The sequence below is a fragment of the Pseudaquabacterium terrae genome (genome assembly GCF_013266755.1).
GTDB classification, from domain to species: Bacteria; Pseudomonadota; Gammaproteobacteria; order Burkholderiales; family Burkholderiaceae_C; genus Pseudaquabacterium; species Pseudaquabacterium terrae.
Genome location: NZ_JABRWJ010000007.1, coordinates 222,388 through 243,225 on the forward strand (window position 1 = coordinate 222,388; position 20,838 = coordinate 243,225).

The 20,838-nt window shown below is 69.1% G+C and carries 18 protein-coding genes; 4 read left to right on the plus strand and 14 right to left on the minus strand.

Features of this window, described 5'->3' with window-relative positions; genetic code table 11:
- Positions 1-4: 4 nt before the first annotated feature.
- The 5 genes from HLB44_RS23140 to HLB44_RS23160 are packed head-to-tail and all read right to left on the minus strand — an operon-like array spanning position 5 to position 4,625.
- A complete protein-coding gene (locus HLB44_RS23140; RefSeq protein ID WP_173127750.1) occupies positions 5-1,318 on the minus strand; it encodes an MFS transporter in 1,314 nt (437 codons plus the stop codon).
- Between the two features lie 34 nt (positions 1,319-1,352).
- Positions 1,353-2,378, minus strand: coding sequence for a MerR family transcriptional regulator (locus HLB44_RS23145; protein ID WP_173127753.1), 1,026 nt, complete (start codon positions 2,376-2,378; stop codon positions 1,353-1,355).
- Positions 2,378-3,649 (minus strand): acyl-CoA dehydrogenase family protein, encoded by a 1,272-nt coding sequence (locus HLB44_RS23150; RefSeq protein WP_173127756.1) that lies wholly within the window; start codon positions 3,647-3,649, stop codon positions 2,378-2,380. Before HLB44_RS23150 ends, HLB44_RS23145 begins: the two co-directional genes overlap by 1 nt.
- A gap of 2 nt (positions 3,650-3,651) precedes the next feature.
- Entirely contained in the window at positions 3,652-4,152 is a 501-nt protein-coding gene (locus HLB44_RS23155; protein ID WP_173127759.1) for a flavin reductase family protein, read from the minus strand.
- The gene (locus HLB44_RS23160) at positions 4,149-4,625 is read right to left on the minus strand and encodes a molybdenum cofactor biosynthesis protein MoaE (RefSeq protein WP_173127762.1); all 477 of its coding nucleotides are present in this window, start codon (positions 4,623-4,625) and stop codon (positions 4,149-4,151) included. Before HLB44_RS23160 ends, HLB44_RS23155 begins: the two co-directional genes overlap by 4 nt.
- A 260-nt stretch (positions 4,626-4,885) precedes the next feature.
- Here HLB44_RS23160 and dapA point away from each other — a divergent pair, with 260 nt between their 5' ends.
- On the plus strand, positions 4,886-5,764 hold the full coding sequence (gene dapA, locus HLB44_RS23165; protein ID WP_173127765.1) for a 4-hydroxy-tetrahydrodipicolinate synthase: 879 nt from the start codon (positions 4,886-4,888) through the stop codon (positions 5,762-5,764).
- Here the strand turns inward: dapA and HLB44_RS23170 are convergent.
- The 6 genes from HLB44_RS23170 to HLB44_RS23195 are packed head-to-tail and all read right to left on the minus strand — an operon-like array spanning position 5,761 to position 11,832.
- Entirely contained in the window at positions 5,761-6,015 is a 255-nt protein-coding gene (locus HLB44_RS23170) for a MoaD/ThiS family protein (protein WP_173128593.1), read from the minus strand. The two genes, dapA and HLB44_RS23170, sit on opposite strands and share 4 nt — an antisense overlap.
- Before the next feature lie 2 nt (positions 6,016-6,017).
- On the minus strand, positions 6,018-7,277 hold the full coding sequence (locus HLB44_RS23175; RefSeq protein WP_173127768.1) for a molybdopterin molybdotransferase MoeA: 1,260 nt from the start codon (positions 7,275-7,277) through the stop codon (positions 6,018-6,020).
- Positions 7,270-7,800: a molybdopterin-guanine dinucleotide biosynthesis protein B gene (mobB, locus tag HLB44_RS23180; protein WP_173127771.1), complete on the minus strand. Its 531-nt coding sequence runs from the start codon at positions 7,798-7,800 to the stop codon at positions 7,270-7,272. The genes HLB44_RS23175 and mobB overlap by 8 nt, the downstream gene beginning before the upstream one ends.
- A 1-nt stretch (position 7,801) precedes the next feature.
- Positions 7,802-9,217 carry a threonine synthase gene (gene thrC, locus HLB44_RS23185; protein ID WP_173127774.1) on the minus strand — a complete coding sequence of 472 codons (1,416 nt, stop codon included), beginning with the start codon at positions 9,215-9,217 and terminating at the stop codon, positions 7,802-7,804.
- Positions 9,218-9,226: 9 nt separating this feature from the next.
- Positions 9,227-10,567 carry a homoserine dehydrogenase gene (locus HLB44_RS23190; RefSeq protein ID WP_173127777.1) on the minus strand — a complete coding sequence of 447 codons (1,341 nt, stop codon included), beginning with the start codon at positions 10,565-10,567 and terminating at the stop codon, positions 9,227-9,229.
- Positions 10,568-10,605: 38 nt separating this feature from the next.
- On the minus strand, positions 10,606-11,832 hold the full coding sequence (locus HLB44_RS23195) for a pyridoxal phosphate-dependent aminotransferase (protein WP_173127779.1): 1,227 nt from the start codon (positions 11,830-11,832) through the stop codon (positions 10,606-10,608).
- A gap of 103 nt (positions 11,833-11,935) precedes the next feature.
- Between HLB44_RS23195 and HLB44_RS23200 the strand changes: the two genes are divergently transcribed.
- The 3 genes from HLB44_RS23200 to HLB44_RS23210 all read left to right on the plus strand — a co-directional run bounded on the left by HLB44_RS23200 (position 11,936) and on the right by HLB44_RS23210 (position 14,878).
- The gene (locus HLB44_RS23200; protein WP_173127782.1) at positions 11,936-12,313 is read left to right on the plus strand and encodes an Mth938-like domain-containing protein; all 378 of its coding nucleotides are present in this window, start codon (positions 11,936-11,938) and stop codon (positions 12,311-12,313) included.
- A 249-nt stretch (positions 12,314-12,562) separates the two neighbouring features.
- Entirely contained in the window at positions 12,563-13,036 is a 474-nt protein-coding gene (locus tag HLB44_RS23205) for a peroxiredoxin (RefSeq protein ID WP_173127785.1), read from the plus strand.
- A gap of 177 nt (positions 13,037-13,213) precedes the next feature.
- Positions 13,214-14,878, plus strand: a complete 1,665-nt coding sequence (locus tag HLB44_RS23210; RefSeq protein ID WP_173127788.1) for a PhoH family protein — start codon at positions 13,214-13,216, stop codon at positions 14,876-14,878.
- A 36-nt stretch (positions 14,879-14,914) separates the two neighbouring features.
- Here HLB44_RS23210 and HLB44_RS23215 read toward each other — a convergent pair whose 3' ends face one another.
- The 3 genes from HLB44_RS23215 to HLB44_RS23225 all read right to left on the minus strand — a co-directional run bounded on the left by HLB44_RS23215 (position 14,915) and on the right by HLB44_RS23225 (position 20,767).
- Complete coding sequence (locus HLB44_RS23215; protein ID WP_246312418.1) at positions 14,915-16,909, minus strand: M3 family metallopeptidase; 1,995 nt, start codon at positions 16,907-16,909, stop codon at positions 14,915-14,917.
- Positions 16,910-16,931: 22 nt separating this feature from the next.
- Positions 16,932-18,779 (minus strand): S8 family serine peptidase, encoded by a 1,848-nt coding sequence (locus tag HLB44_RS23220; protein ID WP_173127791.1) that lies wholly within the window; start codon positions 18,777-18,779, stop codon positions 16,932-16,934.
- Positions 18,780-18,868: 89 nt separating this feature from the next.
- Entirely contained in the window at positions 18,869-20,767 is a 1,899-nt protein-coding gene (locus HLB44_RS23225) for a propionate--CoA ligase (RefSeq protein ID WP_173127794.1), read from the minus strand.
- Positions 20,768-20,838 lie beyond the last annotated feature (71 nt).

Genomic DNA, 20,838 nt, shown 5'->3' on the forward strand with positions numbered 1-20,838 from the left:
GCAATCAGGTGGCAGGCACGAAGTCACGCACCTGGCGCATGCGCGAGCCGAGCAGCGCGAGCACGACGATGATCAGCAGGCTGGCGCCGCTGAAGAGAAAGACGTACGGCAGCGCCACACCGCGCATGAGCCAGCCGGTGACCGCCGACGACAGCGGCGCGATGCCGAGAAAGATGAACATGAACAGGCTCATCGCGCGCCCGAGCATCGCCGGTGCCACGCGGCGCTGGATCCAGGTGAACACTGCTACCTGCATGAACCCGCCGAGCACGCCGATCGAGCCCAGCAGCAGCGCGCCCTGCCAGGTGGCATTGATGCCGCCCATCGGCATGAACAGCAGGCCGACCAGCGCATCGACGGCGAGCAAGGTGAGACCGAAATTGCCGAGCCGCCAATGCGGCTTGGCGCCGGCGATGGCCATGCCGATCAAGGTGCCGGCACCGTGCGACGCCAGCAGCGTGCCGAAGGCCGATGCGCCGAGGCCCGGCACCGTGTCGGCGAGCACCGGCAGCGCGATCTGGATCGGGCCGTGGATCAGCAACGCGACGGCCGACCAGTACAGCAGGCAGGTGCGCAATTCGACGTCGCGCCAGAAGCTGCGCAGACCCTCGGCGACGGCCGCCAGCACCGCCTGCGGCGGCGCAGCCGGCCCCACCGGGCGCATCTGCACCTTCGACAGCGTCCAGGCCGACAGTGCGAAGCTGAAGGCATCGAAGCCGAAGGCCAGCGCGAGGCCGCGCGCATCGGCAATCCTGTCGCCGCCGGCCACCGGCGCCGCATCGGCCGACAGCAGAATCAGCAGCGCCGCGAGCAAGGGGCCGAGGAACATCGTCAGCTGCCGCAAGCCGAGCAGCAGTCCGTTGGCCGCCGCCAGCTGCGCCGGCGCGACCACCTGCGGCAGCATCGCCGTGCCGGAGGGGATGCTGAAGGCCGTCGCCAACCCGATGCCGAGCGACAGCGCGTACAGCAGCGGCAGGCTCAGACCGCCGGTCCACACCAGGAGCGCCAGCGCGCCGAGCAGCACGGTGTTGACGACTTTGGTGATCATCATCACCCGCTTCGGCGAGTAGCGATCGACCACCGCGCCGCCGATCAGCAGGAACGCGGCGCGCGGGATGCCCATCATCGCGATCACCGTGCCGAGCACCAGCGGATCGCCGCTGATCTTCAGCACCAGCCAGGGCAGCGCGACCAGCGTGAACTGGTCGCCGAGCATCGACAGGAAGCCGCCGCTGACCATCCAGGCGAAGTTGCGGTCGCGGAACAGGGCGGCGCGGGGTGCGGGCGCTCCCGCAGAGGCTGAGGAAGAAGCATTCATGCCGCGCACTGTGCGGCCTGACGCTGCGTGAGGGTCAAGCGGTGGCGGGCGCAGCGGCGCTGGCCTCGACCAGGAAGGCGCGCGCCCACGGCGGCATCGCCGCGCCGGCGCGCAGCAGCGGCTCGGCGTCGTAGGCGCGCTGCAGCTTCTCGCCCAGCACCGCGTCGCCCCCCGTCAGGCGGTGCTTCAGGTCCAGCCACTGCCGTGCCACCGGCCATGCGGCCGGATCCGCTGGCGCCACGCCGGCGTCGATCAGCGCCTTCACCGCCCCGACCAGCGCGCGCCACTCGGCCGCGGGCACGACGCCGATGCGGCGCAGGTCGTCCTTGTCGATATACCGGAAATAGAGCGACAGGCGCAGATTCACTGCCGCATCGATGTAGTCGGCGAGCGGCCGGTCGATGGTGGAGCGGTTGTGCAGGCTGCCTTCGGCCCGGAACATCTCACCCCAGCGGTCCATCAGGCCGAAGTCGCCCTGCATCCACGTGTGCATCAGGTTCATCCAGCGCTGCGCGAGCGGTTGCAGCACGGGGTCGTCGGCCGGTACGCCGCGATCCATCTGCACGCGGATCTCGGCGGACAGGTGCTGCAACTGCTGCTCGACCTCGCGCCAGTTCGCGAAGATGCGGCGGATCTCGTCGGCATCGAACCAGCGGCTGCAGGTCGTCATCATCTGCAGCGTCGCGAGCCAGTCATCGAGCTCGGGCTCCTCGCCGGCATCGAACTTCGCCTGCACCAGCAGCAGCCGGTCGCGCAGCGTCGTGGCCTGCGCGATCTGCTCCTGCAGCGACGCGAGCTGGCGGCCGAGCACACGCATCAACCCACCCTCGCCACTCTCGCCCGGTGCACCGTCGAGCAACTGGCCGATGTCTTCGAGCGGCAGCCCGAGCGCGCGCAGCGCCTGGATGCCGTGCAGCCGCGCGACGTCGCTGCGGTCGTAGAGACGGTAGCCGCCGTCGGAGCGACCGGACGGACGCAGCAGCCCGATGCTGTCGTAGTGGTGCAGCGTGCGCACCGTCAATCCGCTGCGCTTGGCGAGCTCGCCGACTTTCAACAACATCACTCGATCGCCTCGTCGCCTTCGTGTTCGTCGTACAGGCATTCGCGACCCAGCCGGTCGATGCACAGCTCGGCCGTCCACGGCAGCATCACCGAGCCGCAGCGCGAATCGCGGTACAGCCGCTCCAGCGGCAGCGACTTCAGCAGCGTCTGCCCGCCGCAGGTGCGGATCGCCAGCCGGCACAACTCGTTGGCGCTCTCCATCACCGTGTAGTGCGCGGCGTAGAGGCGCATCCGGGCGTCCTTGTCGGGATCGAGCCGCGCCTCGCGCGCGGTCTGCAGGAACAGCGCGCGCATTGCCTCGAGGCGGATGCGCATCTCGGCGGTGTCCGACTGCTTGGTCGGGTACATGCGTCGCAGCACCTTCGGCATGCCCGGCACCTCGGCGCGCAGGTACTGCACCGTGAAGTCGTAGGCGGCCTGGGCGATGCCGAGGTAGGTGGCGGTCAGCGTCGACACCATGTGCGGGAAGCGGTTGAAGGCCTCGAAATACAGGCCTTCGGGCAGCAGCCGCGCCTCGTCGGGCACGAAGACGTCGCTGAACACGAGGTCGCGGCTGACGGTGGCGCGCATGCCCAGCGGATCCCAGTCGCCGCACACGGCGACACCCGGCGCATCGGCGGGAATCCCGAGGTACAGCATGTCGCGGCGCGTGCCGCCGGCCGCCTGGCCGGGCTGCTCCAGCGTGCACAGCACGGCGTAGCAGTCCGCCGCGCCGGCGAGCGAGGCAAATATCTTGCGGCCGCTGACACGGTAGCCACCCTCGACGCGGCGCGCCGCGGTGCCCCACGGGGCGGTGCCGGCCGCCGCGGCGCCGCCCTCGGAGAACGGCTGGGCGTAGAGCGTGCCGTCGTCGACGATGCGGCGCTGGTGCAGGCCGCGGATGCGCTCGTGGTCGGCGCGCTGCGCGGGCGACATCGGCAGCGCGTCGGCCAGCGGGCCGAGCCACAGCGTCGGGCAGACATGCATGTTGAAGCTCAGCGCCGTCGAGCCGCACCAGCGGCCGAGCTCGGCGGCAACGAGCATGTAGGTCTCGAAGTCGGCGCCGAGACCCCCGGCGGATTCGGGCACGCACAAGCCGAGCAGGCCCGCCGAACGCAGGTCGGCGAAGTTCTCGGCCGGGAAGCTGGCCTCGCGGTCGTGGTGCACGGCGCGTTCGGCCAGCCGCGGCCCGAGCGCGCTGACCCGCGCGACGAGCTCGCGCTGCCGCGGCGTCAGGCGGCCGGCATCGCCGGCGATGTGCGAAGGCTGATAGCGATCGGCGGGACTCATCGTCACAACACCTCCCCGAGCATGCGGTAGTGCCCGCCCTGGAACGCGAGCGGCGCGATGCCGGCGTCGGTGACCCGCAGCACGCGGCCGATGAACAGCACGTGGTCGCCGGCCTCCTGGCGCTGCGCGGTCTGGCATTCGAAGACCGCCGCGCAGCCGCCGAGCACGGGCACGCCGCCCAGCCCCGGGCTCCAGACGCCGGCGCTGAACTTGTCCGGCACCTGGGATGCGAAGCGGCGCGACAGCTCGACCTGCGTCTCGGCCAGCACATTGACCGCAAAGTGAGCGGCCTGCTCGAACGCCGGCACGCTGGGGCTGCTGCGCCGCAACGACCACAGCACCAGCGGCGGCTCGAGCGACAGCGCGTTGAACGAATTGGCCGTCAGCCCGACCGCCTGGCCGCCGGCATCGACGCAGGTGATGATGGTGACACCGGTGGCGAAACGGCCGAGCGCGGTGCGCAGCGCGCGCGGCTCGACCAGCGCGAGGTTCTCATCCGTCATGCGGCGTTGCCCGAGCGCAGGCCCCAGCGCGCGAGCGCCTCGTCGTCGGCAACCCGGGCGTCGACCCAGCGCGCGCCTTCGGGCGTGGTCTCCTTCTTCCAGAACGGCGCCTGCGTCTTCAGGTAGTCCATCAGGAACTCGCAGCCCTGGAATGCCGCGCCGCGGTGCGACGAGCTCGTCACCACCAGCACGATCTGGTCGCCCGGCAGCAGCCTGCCGACGCGGTGGATCACGCGCACGCCGCGCAGCGGGAAACGGCGGCAGGCCTCGTCGATCATCGCCTCGATCGCCGCCTCGGTCATGCCGGGGTAGTGCTCGAGCTCCATCGCGCTGATCGCCGGCTCGCCCGGGCTGCGGTCGCGCACCGTGCCGATGAAGCTGGCGATCGCACCGACGCCGGCGTCGCCGGCGCGCACGGCGGCGACCTCGGTCGAGAGGTCGAAATCGTCGGTCTGGATGCTGACGCGCGGCATGCTGCGATTGTGCCGTGGCTAGAATCCGCGCTCATGTGCTCGACCTCGCCATTCCACGTCCCGGCCTTCGCCGCGGGCGCCAGCGTGGTCGAGAAACAGAAAAAACAGCCGCTCGTCTGACCGGGGCCCAGCTGTTCCGGCGCGGTCGAGCGACGGAACTGAAGCAGGCTGCCCGACCGGCACAACCCGACCCAGCGGCCCGCCCCACTTCATCGCTTGTCCGACCGGTCTTTCAACGGTCGCTTGATGGAGTCTTTCCGATGGTTCAGTTCTCGGGTATCTGGGTGCCGCTGGTCACCCCGTTTCGCAGCGGCGCGCTCGATCTGCCGGCCTTGCGCCGCCTGGTCGAGCAGCTGGCGTCCCATGGCGTCGCCGGCTTCGTCGCCTGCGGCAGCACCGGCGAGGCGGCCTTGCTCGACGATGACGAGCAGCAGGCGGTGTTGCGCACGGTGCTCGACGCGGCCGGCGACCGGCCGGTGCTGATGGGGCTGTCCGGCGCGCGGCCGGCGCTGGTCGCGGCGCGCGCACGGCAGTTGGCCGACGCGCTGCCGCTGGCCGGCTACCTGCTCAGCGCACCGGGCTACATGAAGCCGAACCAGGCCGGGCTGCTGGACTTCTTCATCACCGTCGCCGACGTTTCGCCGGTGCCGATCGTCGCCTACGACATCCCGTCGCGCACCGGCGTGCGCATCGAGCCGCAGACGCTGCTCGCGCTGGCCGCGCATCCGCGCATCCGCGCGCTGAAGGACTGCAGCAGCGACGCCGCGGCCGCCACCGCGCTGCTCGCCGATGGCCGGCTCGCGCTGCTGGCGGGAAACGACGACGAGTTGTTCGCGCAGCTGGCGCTGGGCGCCACGGGCTCGATCACCGCGTCGGCGCACCTGCGGCCCGACCTGTTCGTCCGCCTGCATCGCCTGATGCAGGCGCAGCGGCTGCACGAAGCGCGCGCGCTGTGGCACCGGCTGCGGCCGCTGGTCACTGGCCTGTTCGCCGAGCCGAACCCGGCGCCGGTGAAGGCACTGCTGGCGCGCCAGGGCGTCATCGCCGGCGAGTTGCGCGCGCCGATGACGCCGGCATCGGCCGCCTGCGTCGAACGCGCGCAAGCCGCGCTGGACGCGCTTCGGGATCTGGACGCTTAACCGCCCGTCACCGGCGGAAAGAACGCGACTTCGGCGCCGGCAATCAGCGGCGCCGATTCGTCGGCCATCACCTGGTTCAGCGCGCAGCGCACGGCCTTGCCGCGGGCGAGTGCCGCGGCATGCGCGCCGCCGCGGGCGATCAGCGTGTCGCGCAGCTGGCCCAGCGTCTGGCCGGGCTCGATGTCGACCGTCTCGCTGCCGCCGAGGGACTCGCGCAGCGCGGCGAAATAACGCACATTCACCGTGGCCATGCTCATGAACCGATCAGGGATGACAGCAGCAGGAAGCGCACGCTGTCGCCGCGCCGGATGGCTTGTCCCGGCGGGTTGTCGATCAGTCCGTCGGCCCAGACCGCCGAGGTCAGTACACCCGAGCTCTGGTTCGGGAACAGCTCGAGGCCGCCGTCGGCGTTGAAGCGCGCACGCAGGAATTCGCGCCGCTTGTCGGGCTTCGGCCAGTCGAAATCGGCACGCACCGTCAGCGCCGGCGGCAACCCGGCCGGCGCGCCCTGCAGCGCGCGCAGCACGGGCGCGACCGCCAGAACGAAGGTCACGAAGCTCGATACCGGGTTGCCGGGCAGGCCGAGGAACAGCGTCTCGCCGCCCTCGCCCCGCCGCACGGCGCCGAAGGCCAGCGGCTTGCCGGGCTTGATCGCCAGGCCCCAGGTGTGCAGCCAGCCTTCGGCCTCGACGGCGGGCTTCAGGTGGTCCTCCTCGCCGACCGACACGCCGCCGCAGGTGAGGATCAGGTCGTGTCCGACCGCGGCACGCCGCAGCGCCTCGCGCGTGGCGTCGCGCTGGTCGGCGACGATGCCCAGGTCGGTGACCTCGCATCCCGCCGCCTGCAGCAAGCCGCGCAGCGTGAAGCGGTTCGAGTTGTAGATCGCGCCCGGCTTCAGCGGCTCGCCGGGCATAGCGAGCTCGTCGCCGGTCGAGAACATGGCCACACGTGGCCGGCGCCGCACCAGCAGCGCGGCCGCGCCGACCGACGCGGCGAGGCCGAGCCCCTGCGGCGTCAGGCGGGTGCCGGCAGCGAGCACCTCGGCACCGTGTTGCACGTCCTCGCCGCGGCGCCGGACCCATTGGCCGGGTTGCGGCACGGCATCGATGCGCACGGCGCCCAAGCCGTCGCCGGCGATCGCCGCGCACTGCTCCTGCATCACCACCGCATCGGCGCCCGCCGGCACCTGTGCGCCGGTGAAGATGCGCGCGGCGCTGCCGGGCGCGAGCGGCGTGCCGATCACGCCGGCGGGGATGCGCTGCGACACCGGCAGCACCGTGCCCGCGGTGGGCACGTCGGCGGCGCGCAGCGCGTAACCGTCCATCGCGGTGTTGTCGGCCGGCGGCACGTCGAGCGTCGAGCGCACGCCCTCGGCCAGCACGCGGCCGAGCGCATCGAAGGTGTTCACCCGCTCGGTGTCGGGGATCGCGCGTTCCCGCGTGACGCTCAACAGGCGCTCGAGCGCCTCGTCCAGGCTCAGCAGGGGCGCCTGCGGGCGCGGCGATTCAGCCATGGATCTCGGGTCGGTAGTGAAAGCGCTCGGCAGTGTCCAACAGGTGCGAAGCCAGCGCGGCGGGTGCGGCCATGTCGAAGACGGGCCGCGCGGTCGCCACCGGCAACGCCGCCGGCGCATCGGTGGCAATGGCGACGACGTAAGGCTCGTCGGGGTACAGCGGCGCCTCGCCGGTCGCGGCGCGCCAGACCTCGATCTTCGGGATGTCGGCGTGCTTGTAGCCCTCGACCAGCACCCAGTCGCAGTCGATCAGCTCGGCGATCAGCTGATGCACCGTCGGATGGCCCTCGACTTCGTATTCGCGCATCTTCGCCAGCCGCTGGCCGGAGGCGATCAGCACCTCGAAGGCGCCGGCCTGGCGGTGGCGCCAGCTGTCCTTGCCCGGCGTGTCGATGTCGAACGCGTGGTGCGCATGCTTGATCACCGAGACGCGCAGGCCGCGCGCCTTCAGCTCGGCGATCAGCTGCTCGATCAGCGTGGTCTTGCCGACGCCGGACGTGCCGCAGAAGCCGACGACGTGCATGTCAGGAGTTGCTCGCGTGCTCGGCGATGTAGTCCTTGACCTGCGCCGCATCCGCCGGCATCACGGTGAAGCGCTTCGGCAGCGCCTCGATGCCTTCCAGCGTCACCGGCCGCGTCGGCTGGCGGCCGAGCGCCTCTTCGATGGTCGCGGCGAATTTCGCCGGCAGCGCGGTCTCGAGCACGATCATCGGCACGTCCACTTCGCGCAGCGAGCGCGCGACCTTCAGGCCGTCGGCCGTGTGCGGATCGATCATGTCCTGGTGCTGCTCCCAGGTCGCGCGGATCGTCGCGACACGATCGGCGTGCGTGCTCTTGCCCGACCTGAAGCCGAACAGGCGGATGCGCTCGACCTCGTCCGGCGCCAGCGCAAAGCCCCCTTGCTGGGCCAGGCCCGGGCCGAACAGCTGCGCGGTGCGCGCGCCATCGCGGCCAAGCAGGTCGAACACGAAGCGCTCGAAGTTCGAGGCCTTGCTGATGTCCATCGACGGGCTGGAGGTCTCGTAGGTCTCGGCGCCACCGCGCACGCGGTAGCTGCCGGTGCGGAAGAACTCGTCGAGCACGTCGTTCTCGTTGGTCGCGACGACCAGGTGCTTGATCGGCAGCCCCATCATGCGCGCGACATGGCCGGCGCAGACGTTGCCGAAGTTGCCCGACGGCACCGCGAACGCGACCTTCTCGTCGTTCGATTCGGTGGCCTGGAAATAACCCGCGAAGTAGTAGACGACCTGCGCCAGCAAGCGTGCCCAGTTGATCGAATTGACTGTGCCGATCTTGTGCCGCCGCTTGAACTCCAGGTCGTTGCTGGCGGCCTTGACGATGTCCTGGCAGTCGTCGAACACGCCTTCGATGGCGATGTTGTGGATGTTGGGATCCGCCAGGCTGAACATCTGCGCCTGCTGGAACGGACTCATGCGGCCCTGGGGCGACAGCATGAAGACGCGCACGCCCTGCTTGCCGCGCATCGCGTATTCGGCCGCGCTGCCGGTGTCGCCCGAGGTCGCGCCGAGGATGTTCAGCTCTTCGCCGCGGCGCGCCAGCTCGTACTCGAACAGGTTGCCGAGCAGCTGCATCGCCATGTCCTTGAAGGCCAGCGTCGGGCCGTTGGACAGCGCTTCGATGTACAGGTTGTCGTCGAGCTCGCGCAGCGGCACGATCTCGTCGCTGCCGAAGGTGTGGCGCGTGTAGGTCTTCTCGACCAGCGTGCGCAGGTCGTCGCGCGGGATGTCGTCGATGAACATCGACAGGATCTCGAGCGCCAGCTCGGCATACGGCAGCGTGCGCCAGCGTGCCAGCGTGAACGCGCTGACCTTCGGATAGTGGTCGGGCATGTAGAGCCCGCCGTCCGGCGCCAGGCCCTCGAGCAGGATCTCGCTGAAGCTGCGTTGGGTCTGGTCGCCGCGGGTGCTGATGTATTTCATCGGGCCGGCTTAGTTGAGCTCTTCCTTGCGGATGTTGACGATCGGCGCCAGCACGGTCGGCAGCGCCTGCATCTTGGCCAGCGCCTCGCGCATGCGGCCCTCAACGGTCTCGTGCGTCAGGATGATGAGATCCGTAGGCTTCTCACCTTCAGCAGCAACTTGACCGGCACCTTCGGCGCCGGGGCGCTGCAGCACCGCATCGATCGAGATGTCGTGTTCGGCGAGGATGGTCGTGATGCGCGACAGCACGCCCGTCTGGTCGGCCACCTGCAGGCGCAGGTAGAACGAGGTGATCACCTGCGCGATCGGAAGAATCGGCGTGTCGTGCAGCTCGTCGGGCTGGAAGGCGAGGTGCGGCACGCGATGGTCCGGGTCGGCGGTGTGCAGCCGCGTGATGTCGACCAGGTCGGCGACGACGGCCGACGCCGTCGGCTCGGCGCCGGCGCCCTTGCCGTAGTACAGCGTCGTGCCGACGGCGTCGCCCTGCACCACCACCGCGTTCATCGCGCCTTCGACGTTGGCGATCAGGCGCTTGGCCGGCACCAGCGTCGGGTGCACGCGCAGCTCGATGCCGCCGGCGTCGTCGCGGCGCTTGGTGATGCCCAGCAGCTTGATGCGGTAGCCGAGTTGCTCGGCATAGCGGATGTCCGCGGCCTGCAGCTTGGTGATGCCTTCGACGTGTGCCTTGTCGAACTGCACCGGCACACCGAAGGCGATCGCGCTCATGATCGTCACCTTGTGGCCGGCGTCGACGCCCTCGATGTCGAAGGTCGGATCGGCCTCGGCATAACCGAGGCGCTGCGCCTCCTTCAGCACGACGCCGAAGTCGAGGCCCTTGTCGCGCATCTCGGAGAGGATGAAGTTGGTCGTGCCGTTGATGATGCCGGCGATCCACTCGATGCGGTTCGCGGTCAGCCCTTCGCGCAGCGCCTTGATGATGGGGATGCCGCCGGCCACCGCCGCTTCGAAGGCCACCATCACGCCCTTGGCATGCGCAGCGGCGAAGATCTCGCTGCCGTGCACCGCCAGCAGCGCCTTGTTGGCGGTGACGACGTGCTTGCCGGCGGCGATCGCCTCCATCACCAGCGTCTTCGCGATGGTGTAGCCGCCGATCAGCTCGATGACGATGTCGATCGCCGGGTTGGCGATCACTGCGCGCGCATCGGCCACGACCTCGACGCCTTCGCCGACGATCGCGCGCGCGCGCACCGTGTCCAGGTCGGCGACCATGGCAATCTCAATGCCCCGGCCGGCGCGGCGGCGAATCTCCGCCTGGTTGCGCGTGAGCACCTTGAAGGTGCCGGAGCCGACGGTACCGATGCCGAGCAGGCCGACCTGGATGGGTTTCATAGTCTCTTTCACTCTCGCTGGAATTGGCGCGTCGGATCTCAAACGGAGTGCCGTTTGCGGTAATGCGCCAGGAATCGGTCGATGCGACCGATCGCGTCGGCCAGGTCATCGGAATTGGGCAGGAAGACGAGCCGGAAGTGGTCCGGGTTGACCCAGTTGAAGCCGGTGCCCTGCACGATCAGCACCTTCTCCTCGTCGAGCAGCTCGTAGGCGAACTGCTGGTCGTCGGCAATCGGGTAAAGCTTCGGGTCGAGCTTCGGGAACATGTACAGCGCGGCCTTCGGCTTGACCACGCTGACGCCCGGGATCTGCGTCAACAGGTCGTAGGCCAGGTCGCGCTGGCGGCACAGGCGCCCGCTCGGCGCGACCAGGTCCTTGATGCTCTGGTAGCCGCCGAGGGCGGTCTGGATCGCCAGCTGCCCCGGCGTATTGGCGCACAGGCGCATCGAGGACAGCATGTTCAGCCCCTCGATGTAGTCCTTGGCGTGGCGCTTGTCGCCGGAGACGATCATCCAGCCGGCGCGGTAGCCGCAGGAGCGGTAGTTCTTCGACAGGCCGTTGAAGGTGATGAACAGCACGTCGTCGGCGAGCGACGCGATGCTGGTGTGCGTCTCGCCGTCGTACAGCGTCTTGTCGTAGATCTCGTCGGCGAAGACGATCAGCTGGTGCGCTCGCGCGATCTCGACGACTTCCTGCAGCAGCGCGGTGGGATACAGCGCACCGGTCGGGTTGTTCGGATTGATGATCACGATGCCCTTGGTGTTGGGCGTGATCTTGCGGCGGATGTCGTCCAGGTCCGGCAGCCAGCCGGCGCCTTCGTCGCACAGGTAGTGCACCGGGCGGCCGCCCGACAGCGAGACGGACGCGGTCCACAGCGGGTAGTCCGGCGCCGGCACCAGGATCTCGTCGCCGGTGTCGAGCAGCGCGTTCAAGCTCATCGTGATGAGCTCCGAGGCGCCGTTGCCGAGGTAGACATCGTCGACCGTCACGCCGGCGATGTGCTTTTCCTGGCTGTAGTGCACCACCGCCTTGCGCGGCGCGAACAGCCCCTTGCTGTCGGTGTAGCCGGCCGCATGGGGCAGGTTGCGGATCATGTCCTGCACGATCTCGTCCGGCGGCTCCAGCCCGAACGCGGCGATGTTGCCAATGTTCAGCTGGATGATCTTCTGGCCCTCTTCCTGCATCTCGCGCGCCCGGTCGAGCACCGGCCCGCGGATGTCGTAGCAGACGCTGGCGAGCTTGCTGGACTTCGTGATCGGCTTCAACGTCGGGCGCTCCAAAGAGGGGCGGCGCTTGCTGCGCCGCAAAAACTACAATTTTATCCGTGCAATCCCAGGCCTCCGGAGCCGCAACCGGCCTTTATCGCCCATGAAATTCCAGCCCGACCATCTTGCCGGCACCAATGTCATCACCCGCCATGGACCCGGCGAGCTGTGGGTCGGCGACCAGCGCTTCGAGCACAGCCTGCTGGTGCCCTGGGTCGGCACGGTGCAGCGCTGGGACCCGGCGACGGTGCAGCAACTCGAGCCGGCGCACTTCGACGCGGTGCTGGCGCTGAAGCCGGAGCTGTTGATCTTCGGCTCCGGGCCGCGCATCCAGTTCGTCTCGCCGGCGCTGATGCGCGCGCTGATCGATCGCCGCATCGGCGTCGAGACCATGGACACCGCCGCCGCCTGCCGCACCTACAACGTGCTGGCCAGCGAAGGCCGATCGGTGGTGGCTGCATTGCTGCTGGCGCCGACATGATGTCAGCCCCCAGCTCGCTTCGCTCGCGGCCCCAGGGATCCGAAGGATCCCCTGCGGGATCCTTGGGCGCAGTCGGCTCGGGAGCGGCCCAGCGCCGACTGAGGGATACCCTATCCCGCTTGGTCCAAGGACTTCGCCGGCGAACTTTATAATCACGGGCTACGCCCCCACCTCCCCGTTGCCGCCAGGTGGCTCGGGTCCGATTGCCGTGCTGATGGGGGCGCCACGACAGAACTCCATTTATCGCACATGACGCCTGTCCTCAACAAAGCCCTGCCCGATTTCGAGGCGCAAGCCACCAGCGGCGTGAAATTCACGCCGCAGGCCTTCGCCGGTCAAGCGATCGTGCTGTACTTCTATCCGAAGGACCATACGCCCGGCTGCACGACCGAGGCAATGCAGTTCCGCGACAAGCACAAGGATTTCCAGAAGGCGGGCGCGGTTCTTTTCGGCGTCTCGCGCGACAACATGGCCTCGCACGAGAAGTTCCGCCAGAACCTCGAGTTGCCGTTCGAGCTGATCGCCGACACCGAAGAGAAGCTTTGCCACATGTTCGGCGTGGTGAAGAACAAGATCATGTACGGCAAGAAGGTCAAGGGCATCGAGCGCAGCACCTTCCTGATCGACGGCGGTGGCGTGCTGCGCGCGGAGTGGCGCGGCATCAAGGTCGCCGGCCATGTCGACGAAGTGCTCAAGGCGGTCAAGGACCTGAAGAAGGCCTGATGACCCGAACGCGGCCGACCAAGCGATCTGTCACAGCACCGCCACGGAGCGCGCGGGCCGGATGTGCATAATCGGCCCATGCTCGTGAGTCGCCCACCGCGTTTCACCGACTAAGCGAAAGCCGCACAGCCGACTGTGCGGCTTTTTTGTTTGTGTCCAGCCGACATTGAAAGCTCCATGCCGCTACCGAAGCCGCCTGCCACCAAAGCCGCACTGCTGACGCCCACCGATTTCGAAGCCCAGGCCGCACCCCGGACCGACAAGAAAAGCCTCAAACCGAGCGCCGCCGCGGCCGAGCCCGCGGCGGCATCGCTCGAGCTGTACGACGGCGCGGCCCAGGTTTCCGCGCCGACGGCCAAGCCGGCCCGCCCGCCGGGCGGCGGCATGCCGGTCAAGACGCCGACGCTCGCCGCCGAGCCGAAGGCGCGCGTGCGCAAGCCGCGCAGCGAGGGTCCGCCGAAGCTCTTCGTGCTCGACACCAACGTGCTGATGCACGACCCGATGAGCCTGTTCCGGTTCGACGAGCACGATGTCTTCCTGCCGATGATCACGCTGGAGGAGCTCGACGGCCACAAGAAGGGCATGAGCGAGGTTGCACGCAATGCCCGCCAGGTCAGCCGCGACCTGGATGCGCTGGCCGGCGGCGAAGGCAAGCTCGATCCGAAGGAAGGCATCGCGCTGGCCAAGACCGGCCACAAGGACGCCGGCGGCAAGCTCTTCTTCCAGACCCAGCTGCTGGACATCAAGCTGCCCGCCGGGCTGCCGCAGGGCAAGGCCGACAACCAGATCCTGGGCGTCGTGCAGGCCTTGCGCGATCAGCACGTCGGACGCGACGTGGTGCTGGTGTCCAAGGACATCAACATGCGCGTCAAGGCGCGTGCGCTCGGGCTGCCGGCCGAGGACTACTTCAACGACAAGGTGCTCGAGGACGGGGACCTGCTCTACACCGGCGTGCTGGCGCTGCCCGGCGACTTCTGGGACCGCCACGGCAAGACGATGGAAAGCTGGCAGCAGGGCGGACAGACCTTCTACCGGATCAGCGGCCCGCTGGTGCCGGCGCTGATGGTCAACCAGTTCGTCTACCTCGAGTCGCCCGGCGCCTCGGCGCTGTATGCCCGCGTCACCGAGATCACCGGCAAGACCGCGGTGCTGAAGACGCTGAAGGACTACACCCACGCGAAGAACTCGGTCTGGGGCGTCACCGCGCGCAACCGCGAGCAGAACTTCGCGCTGAACCTGCTGATGGATCCGGAATGCGATTTCGTCTCGCTGTCCGGCACCGCCGGCACCGGCAAGACGCTGCTGACCTTGGCCGCGGGGCTGTCGCAGGTGCTCGACGAGCGCCGCTACACCGAGATCATCGTCACCCGCGTCACGGTGCCGGTCGGCGAGGACATCGGCTTCCTGCCCGGCACCGAGGAAGAGAAGATGGGCCCGTGGATGGGCGCGCTCGACGACAACCTCGAGGTGCTGGCGCGCGGCGACGGCTCGGCCGGTGAATGGGGCCGCGCGGCGACGCAGGACCTGGTGCGCTCGAAGATCAAGATCAAGAGCCTGAACTTCATGCGCGGGCGCACCTTCCTGAACAAGTTCGTGCTGATCGACGAGGCGCAGAACCTGACGCCCAAGCAGATGAAGACCTTGATCACACGGGCCGGCCCCGGCACGAAGATCGTCTGCCTGGGCAACCTGGCGCAGATCGACACGCCCTACCTGACCGAAGGCAGCTCGGGCCTGACCTTCGCGGTCGACCGCTTCAAGGGCTGGCCGCATTCGGGCCACATCATGCTGGCCCGCGGCGAGCGTTCGCGCCTGGCGGACTTCGCCTCGGAAGTGCTGTAGCGCGAAGCGCCGCCTCGCGAGAGGCGGCGCTGCCGACTACTTCTTCAAGTCCTCGAAGAAGGCCTTCGAGTTGAAGTCGCGGCCGAGGAACTCCTTGACCAGCGCGGCCGGCGGCAACTGGCTGCCGTTGCCCAGCACCTTGTCGCGGTAGCGGCGGCCGACCTGCGGGTCGAGGCGTTTGCCGCCGTCGAACGCGGTGCGCATGTCCATCGCGACGACCAGGCTCCACAGGTAGCCGTAGTAGCCGGCCGAGTAGTTGGTGGCGATGTGGCTGAAGCCGGCCGGGAACATCGTGCCCTTGACGTGGCCGAGCGGCGTCGCGCCCTCCATCTGCGCCCACAGCGCCATCGGGTCGCGCGGCTCGCCGCTGTACAGCGCGAGGTCGTAGCTGGCGAACAGGTGCTGGCGGCTCTGCTGGATGCCCTTGGCGTAGTCGCGCGCGGCCTTGGCCTGCTCGATCATCTTGTCGGGCACCGGCTTGCAGTTCGGGCAGACCTCGCCGAAGAGCTTGAGCACCTGCTTGTCGTAGACCCAGTCCTCGAGCATCTGCGACGGCGCCTCGACGAAATCGCGCTTGGTGCTGGTGCCGGCCTGCTGCCCGTAACGCGTCGCGGACAGGTTGTTGTGCACCGCGTGGCCGAGCTCGTGCAGCAGCGTCTCCAGCTCGTCGAGCGTCAGGCCCTGGCGATCGAAGTTGACGACCAATGCCGCCTGCGGCGTGCGCCGGGCGGCGGTCGAGCCGCTGCGCATGCTCCAGACGGCCGCGTGGTTGTACTTGCCCTCGCGCGGATAGAGGTCGAGCCACAAGGTCGCCAGCGGCTTGTTCGTCTTCGCATCCAGCACGCGCCAGGTCTGCGCTTCCGGATGCCACAGCGTGACGCCGGGCACGCGCTCGTAGCGCACGCCCATCAGCTTCTCGATCAGCCGGAAGCAGAACAAGAGGCTTTCCTGCGGCGGGAAATACGGGCGGAAGGCTTCCTGGTCGACGCTGTAACGCGCCTTGCGCGCACGCTCGGTGTAGAACGGCACGTCCCAGCGCTCCATCCGCACCGCGTCCAGCGGCTGGCCGAGGTGCTCGGCCTTCGCGCGGCGCAGCTCGTCGAGCTCGCGCCGCTCGCGTTCCTCGACCGCGGCCTTGACCTCGGCGAGGAAGGCCTGCGCCTTCGGCACGCTCTCGGCCATGCGCCGGCGCACGACGAAGTCGGCCCAGCTGGCGGCACCGAACAGCGACGCATATTCCTTGCGCAATCGGGTGATCTCGGCCAGCAGCTTCAGGTTCGCTTCGCCGCCTTCGTTGACCTTCGCGCGCCAGATGCGCTCGCGCGCCGAGGTGCTGTCGGCCAGCTGCAGCACCGGGTGGTAGGTCGGGTAGTCGACCCCCAGCAGCAGGCGACCTTCCGGGTCGCGCTTGGCGTTCTTCCACACCGCTTCGGGCACGCCCTTCAGCTCGGCTTCGGTGAACGCCACCTGGACAGCGGCATCGCGCACGTTGCGATCGAACTCCAGCCCGAGCGCGGCGATGCGGTCGTTCAGCGCCTTCGCGCGCTCGCGCTGCGCCGGCGGCAGCGCGACGCCGGCATCCTCGAAGCCCTCCAGCGTCGTCTTCAGCAGCTCGCGGTCGATCGCATCGCGCGGCTTGAGCTCGCGCGCCGCCTTGAAGAGCTTCTCGTTCTGGCCCAGCGACGACTGGAACTCGGTCCAGCGCTGCTCGCAGGCCTCGGAGGCGTCGCGCACCGGCTTGTCGGGATGCACTGCCGACAGGAATTGCAGCGGGTAGCCCAGGTCCTCGAGCTGGCCGTTGAAGCGGTCGTAGGCGGCCAACCAGCCGCCATCGGCCGGACGGCTTTCGAGCTGGCGCAGCGCGGCGGTGGCGGTGTCGAGGCCTCGATCACACGCCGCCTTCAGGTCGGCGGCGGTCTTGAAGGTCGGGAATGCCGGGCCGGGCGCCTGCGGCGCGGCGGCGATCGCGGCGCTGCCGAGCAGCGCCGCGGCCGCGGCCATGACAGGGTGCATGGGGTGTCTGGGCGTCATCGGTGGCTCTTGGTGGGTGGGGTCAATGCGCGGTCTGCGCTGCGGCCAGCGCCTTCTTCGGATGGATCAGGTTGCGCCGGCCGTCGGCGCTGCGTTCGGCGGTGTCGACGATCACCTTGATCAGCTCGGGCGGCTTCAGCTTCGGGTTGATCACCAGCAGCTTCGCCGCCAGATTCGCGACCTGCGGCGCCGCCATCGAGGTGCCCGACAGCGCGACGCGCTGGCCGCCCGGCAGGAAGCTGTCGACCTGGTAGCCGTTGGCATGCACCTTGACCGTCGGTCCGTAGCTGGTGAACGGCGCCTCGTCGCCGGCGCGGTCGACCGCTCCGACCGTCAGCAGGTTCGGCGCGACGATGTCGGCCGGCATGTTCTCGGCGAAGCTGGAATCCGCGTTGCTGTTGCCGGCGGCGGTGACGAAGAGGATCTCCGGCGCGCCGGCGAAGCCCTTGATCAGCGCCGCCTTGCCGATGTCGAAGTACTCACGGGCCAGCGCCTTGCGCTCGTCGGGCGTCTTGCCGATGCCGCATTGCTCGAGCTCGGCCGCGACATCGCCGACGCTGCCGCCCCAGCTCAGGTTCGCGACCTTGACGCCCTGGCGCTTGAACATGTCGATGGTGGCCTGCAGCGCCTTCGCATCCCGCTCGGCCTGTTCGCGGCCGGGGCACGGATCGGGCTTCAGGGTATGGCTGAACTCGATGCGGCCGACGACCAGCCGCGCCTGCGGCACACCGGCCAGCGCGATGCCGGCGACGTGCGTGCCGTGCTGGTAGTTGCCGGCCAGGCCGATCTCTTCGAGCGTCGACCGGTACTGCTCCGGCGGCATCGTCGACAGCAGTTGCTTGACCTGGCTCGCCTCGGGGCTGTCGATGTTCGATTGCAGGTCCGAGAAGCCCTTGGTACGGGCCGTCATCTGCGGCAGCTTGGCGAGGAGCGCCGGCGGGATCGGAATCAGCTCGCCCTGCGACGGGCGGCCGTACTTGTCAAAGGCGATCACCGCCGGCTGGCCATCGGCGGCCTTGGCCAGCTGGCCGGGAAAGAGCCGGGTCTCGACGCCGGAGTCCCAGACCGCGACGGTCACCGTCTGCGTCGCGTTCGCCGGCAGCGTCGCTTCACGTGCGGCCCAGATGTCCGGCTTTTCGACCTTGTTGGCCGCCAGATAGCCGCCGTAGGTTTCGATCAGCGTGCTCTTGAGCGGCAGCACCGCCAGCAGCACCAGGCGCGAGGCGACGATGCCGGGCGCGAAGTCGCTGCTCAGCGCGCCGTTCTGGTCGACGATCGGTTGCCACACTTCGCGCGCGCGGCCGAGCACCAGCGCCTCGCCCATCAGCTCGGCACTCGCCTTCGCGCCCTTGAGGTCGTTCTCGACCACCGGGTACGGCATCGGCGTGATCTCGCGCTTGATGAATTCGCCGACGGCCTTGCGGTACGCCTCGCTGCCGACCGCATGGCTGCGCGCCGCCTGCGCCATCGCCCGCAGGCGCAGGCCCGACAACAGTTTGTCGGCCGGCTTGTCCTGCAGCGAGCGAACTTCTTCGGCGCGCGCGAGCGCGCTGTCGTACTTGCCGTCGAGGAAGTCGAGCGCGGCGAGCGTCGCGATCAAGTCGCGACGCGTGCCCTTGTCGGCGATGTCGTAGTTGGCGAGCAGCGATTCGGTGTCGCGCCGCACGGCGGCAGCGAAGGGGGCGAAGCGCTCGGGTGAACGCAGCAGCTCCTCGACCTTGCCGTCGATCTTGTAGCTGAAGCGAGGCAGGTCGGCCGCCTTCTCGATGCGCGGCCGGCTCGCCTGAGCTGAAGCGCCGACGGGCGCCGCCACGGCGGCCAGCGCCAGCGCGAGCAGCGCGGCAGAGCGCGCGAGTGCTTGTCTATGCATGGGAGGATCCCTGAATGTCTCCAGGGCCCGATGCTAGCCGCCCGGAATGGCCCGCCGCGCAGCATGCGACGAACGGCGGAACGGGCGGATCAGCCTGCGTTCACCAGATCGCGGATCTGCTGCAGCGCCGACGGATCCTCGATCGTCGTCAGGTCGCCCGGGTCACGACGTTCACACACCGCCTGGATCGCGCGCCGCAGCAGCTTGCCCGAGCGCGTCTTCGGCAGCACGCTGACGAAGCGCACGCGCGCCGGCCGCCCGACCGCGCCGAGCGTCTCGTCGACGCGCTTCATGATCTCGCCCTCCAGCTTCAGCGCCGCGGTCGGATCGGCAGCGGCCGAGGCATCCTTGAGCACCGCGAAAGCCATCGCCACCTGGCCCTTGAGCGGGTCGGCGACGCCGACCACCGCCACCTCGGCGACGTTCGGATGGCTGGCGATGCTTTCCTCGATCTCGCGCGTGCCGAGCCGATGGCCGGCGACGTTGATCACGTCGTCGGTACGGCCGAGGATGAAGAAGTAGCCGTCCTCGTCGCGGATGCCCCAGTCGAAGGTGCTGTAGATCTGCCGGCCGGGAATGGTCGACCAGTAGGTCTTGACGAAGCGCTCGTCGTCGCGCCAGACGGTCTGCATGCAGCCGGGCGGCAGCGGGCCCTCGATCGCGACGACGCCCTTCTGGTGGGCGCCGGTCAGCTCGGCGCCGGTGGTTTCGTCGATCAGCCTGACGTCGTAGCCGACCATCGGCACCCCCGGCGAGCCCCACTTCGACGGCGCCGGCTCGACGCCGTTGGCGATCCCCAGGATAGGCCAGCCGGTCTCGGTCTGCCAGTAGTTGTCGACGATCGGCTTTCCCAGGCCCTTCGCGATCCACTGCGCGGTCGGCTCGTCGAGCGGCTCGCCGGCGAGGAACAGCCGCTTCAGCGAGCTCAGGTCGTACTTCGACAGCAGCGCCGGATCCTGCTTCTTCAGCACCCGCACGGCAGTCGGCGCGCTGAACATCACGCTGACGCGGTACTGCTCGACCAGTTTCCACCAGATGCCGCCGTCGGGGCGGATCGGCAGGCCCTCGTACATGATCGTCGCCATGCCGGCCAGCAGCGGCCCGTAGACGATGTAGCTGTGGCCGACGACCCAGCCGATGTCGCTGGTCGAGAAGTAGGTCTCGCCGGGCCGGCCGTCGAAGATCTGCGTCATCGACGCGGCCAGCGCCACCGCGTAGCCGCCGGTGTCGCGCTGCACGCCCTTGGGCTTGCCGGTGGTGCCCGAGGTGTACAGCGTGTAGCTCGGATGGTTCGACTCGACCCAGGTGCAGGGCACCTGCGCGTCGAGGTGCTGCTCGCGCATTGCCGCGTAGTCGAGGTCGCGGCCGGCGACCCGCTCGAAGGCGCTCAGGCCACGATCGACCATCAGCACTTTGGCCGGTTGGTGCTGCGCCAGGCGGATCGCCTCATCGAGCAAGGGCTTGTAGGCCATCACCTTGCCGCCGCGGCTGCCGGCATCGGCGCTGATGACCAGCACCGGCTGCGCGTCGTCGATGCGGCTGGCCAGGCTGACGCTGGCGAAGCCGCCGAAGACCACCGAGTGGATCGCGCCGATGCGCGCGCAGGCCAGCATCGCGAACGCCGCCTCGGGAATCATCGGCATGTACAACAGCACGCGGTCGCCCTGCTTCACGCCGGCGGACAGCAGCACCGCGGCCATGCGCTGCACCTCGGCATGCAGCGCGGCGAAGCTGTACACCCGCTCCTGCTCGACCTCGGTCGAGACCCAGATCAGCGCGTTCTGCTGCGCCCGCTCGGCCAGGTGCCGGTCGACGGCGTTGTGGCACAGGTTGGTGGTGCCGCCGACGAACCACTTCACGAACGGCGGCCGGTCGTAGTCGCAGACGCGCTCGAACGGCTGCTGCCACTCGATCAAGGCCGCCTGCTCGCGCCAGAAACCTTCGCGGTCGTCGATCGAACGGCGGTAGAACTCGCGGTAGCTGGGCATGGCGGCGGACTCTCCAGGGCTGCGGGCGTGCGGCGATGCGGCGATGCAGCCATTGCACGGTTCACCACTGA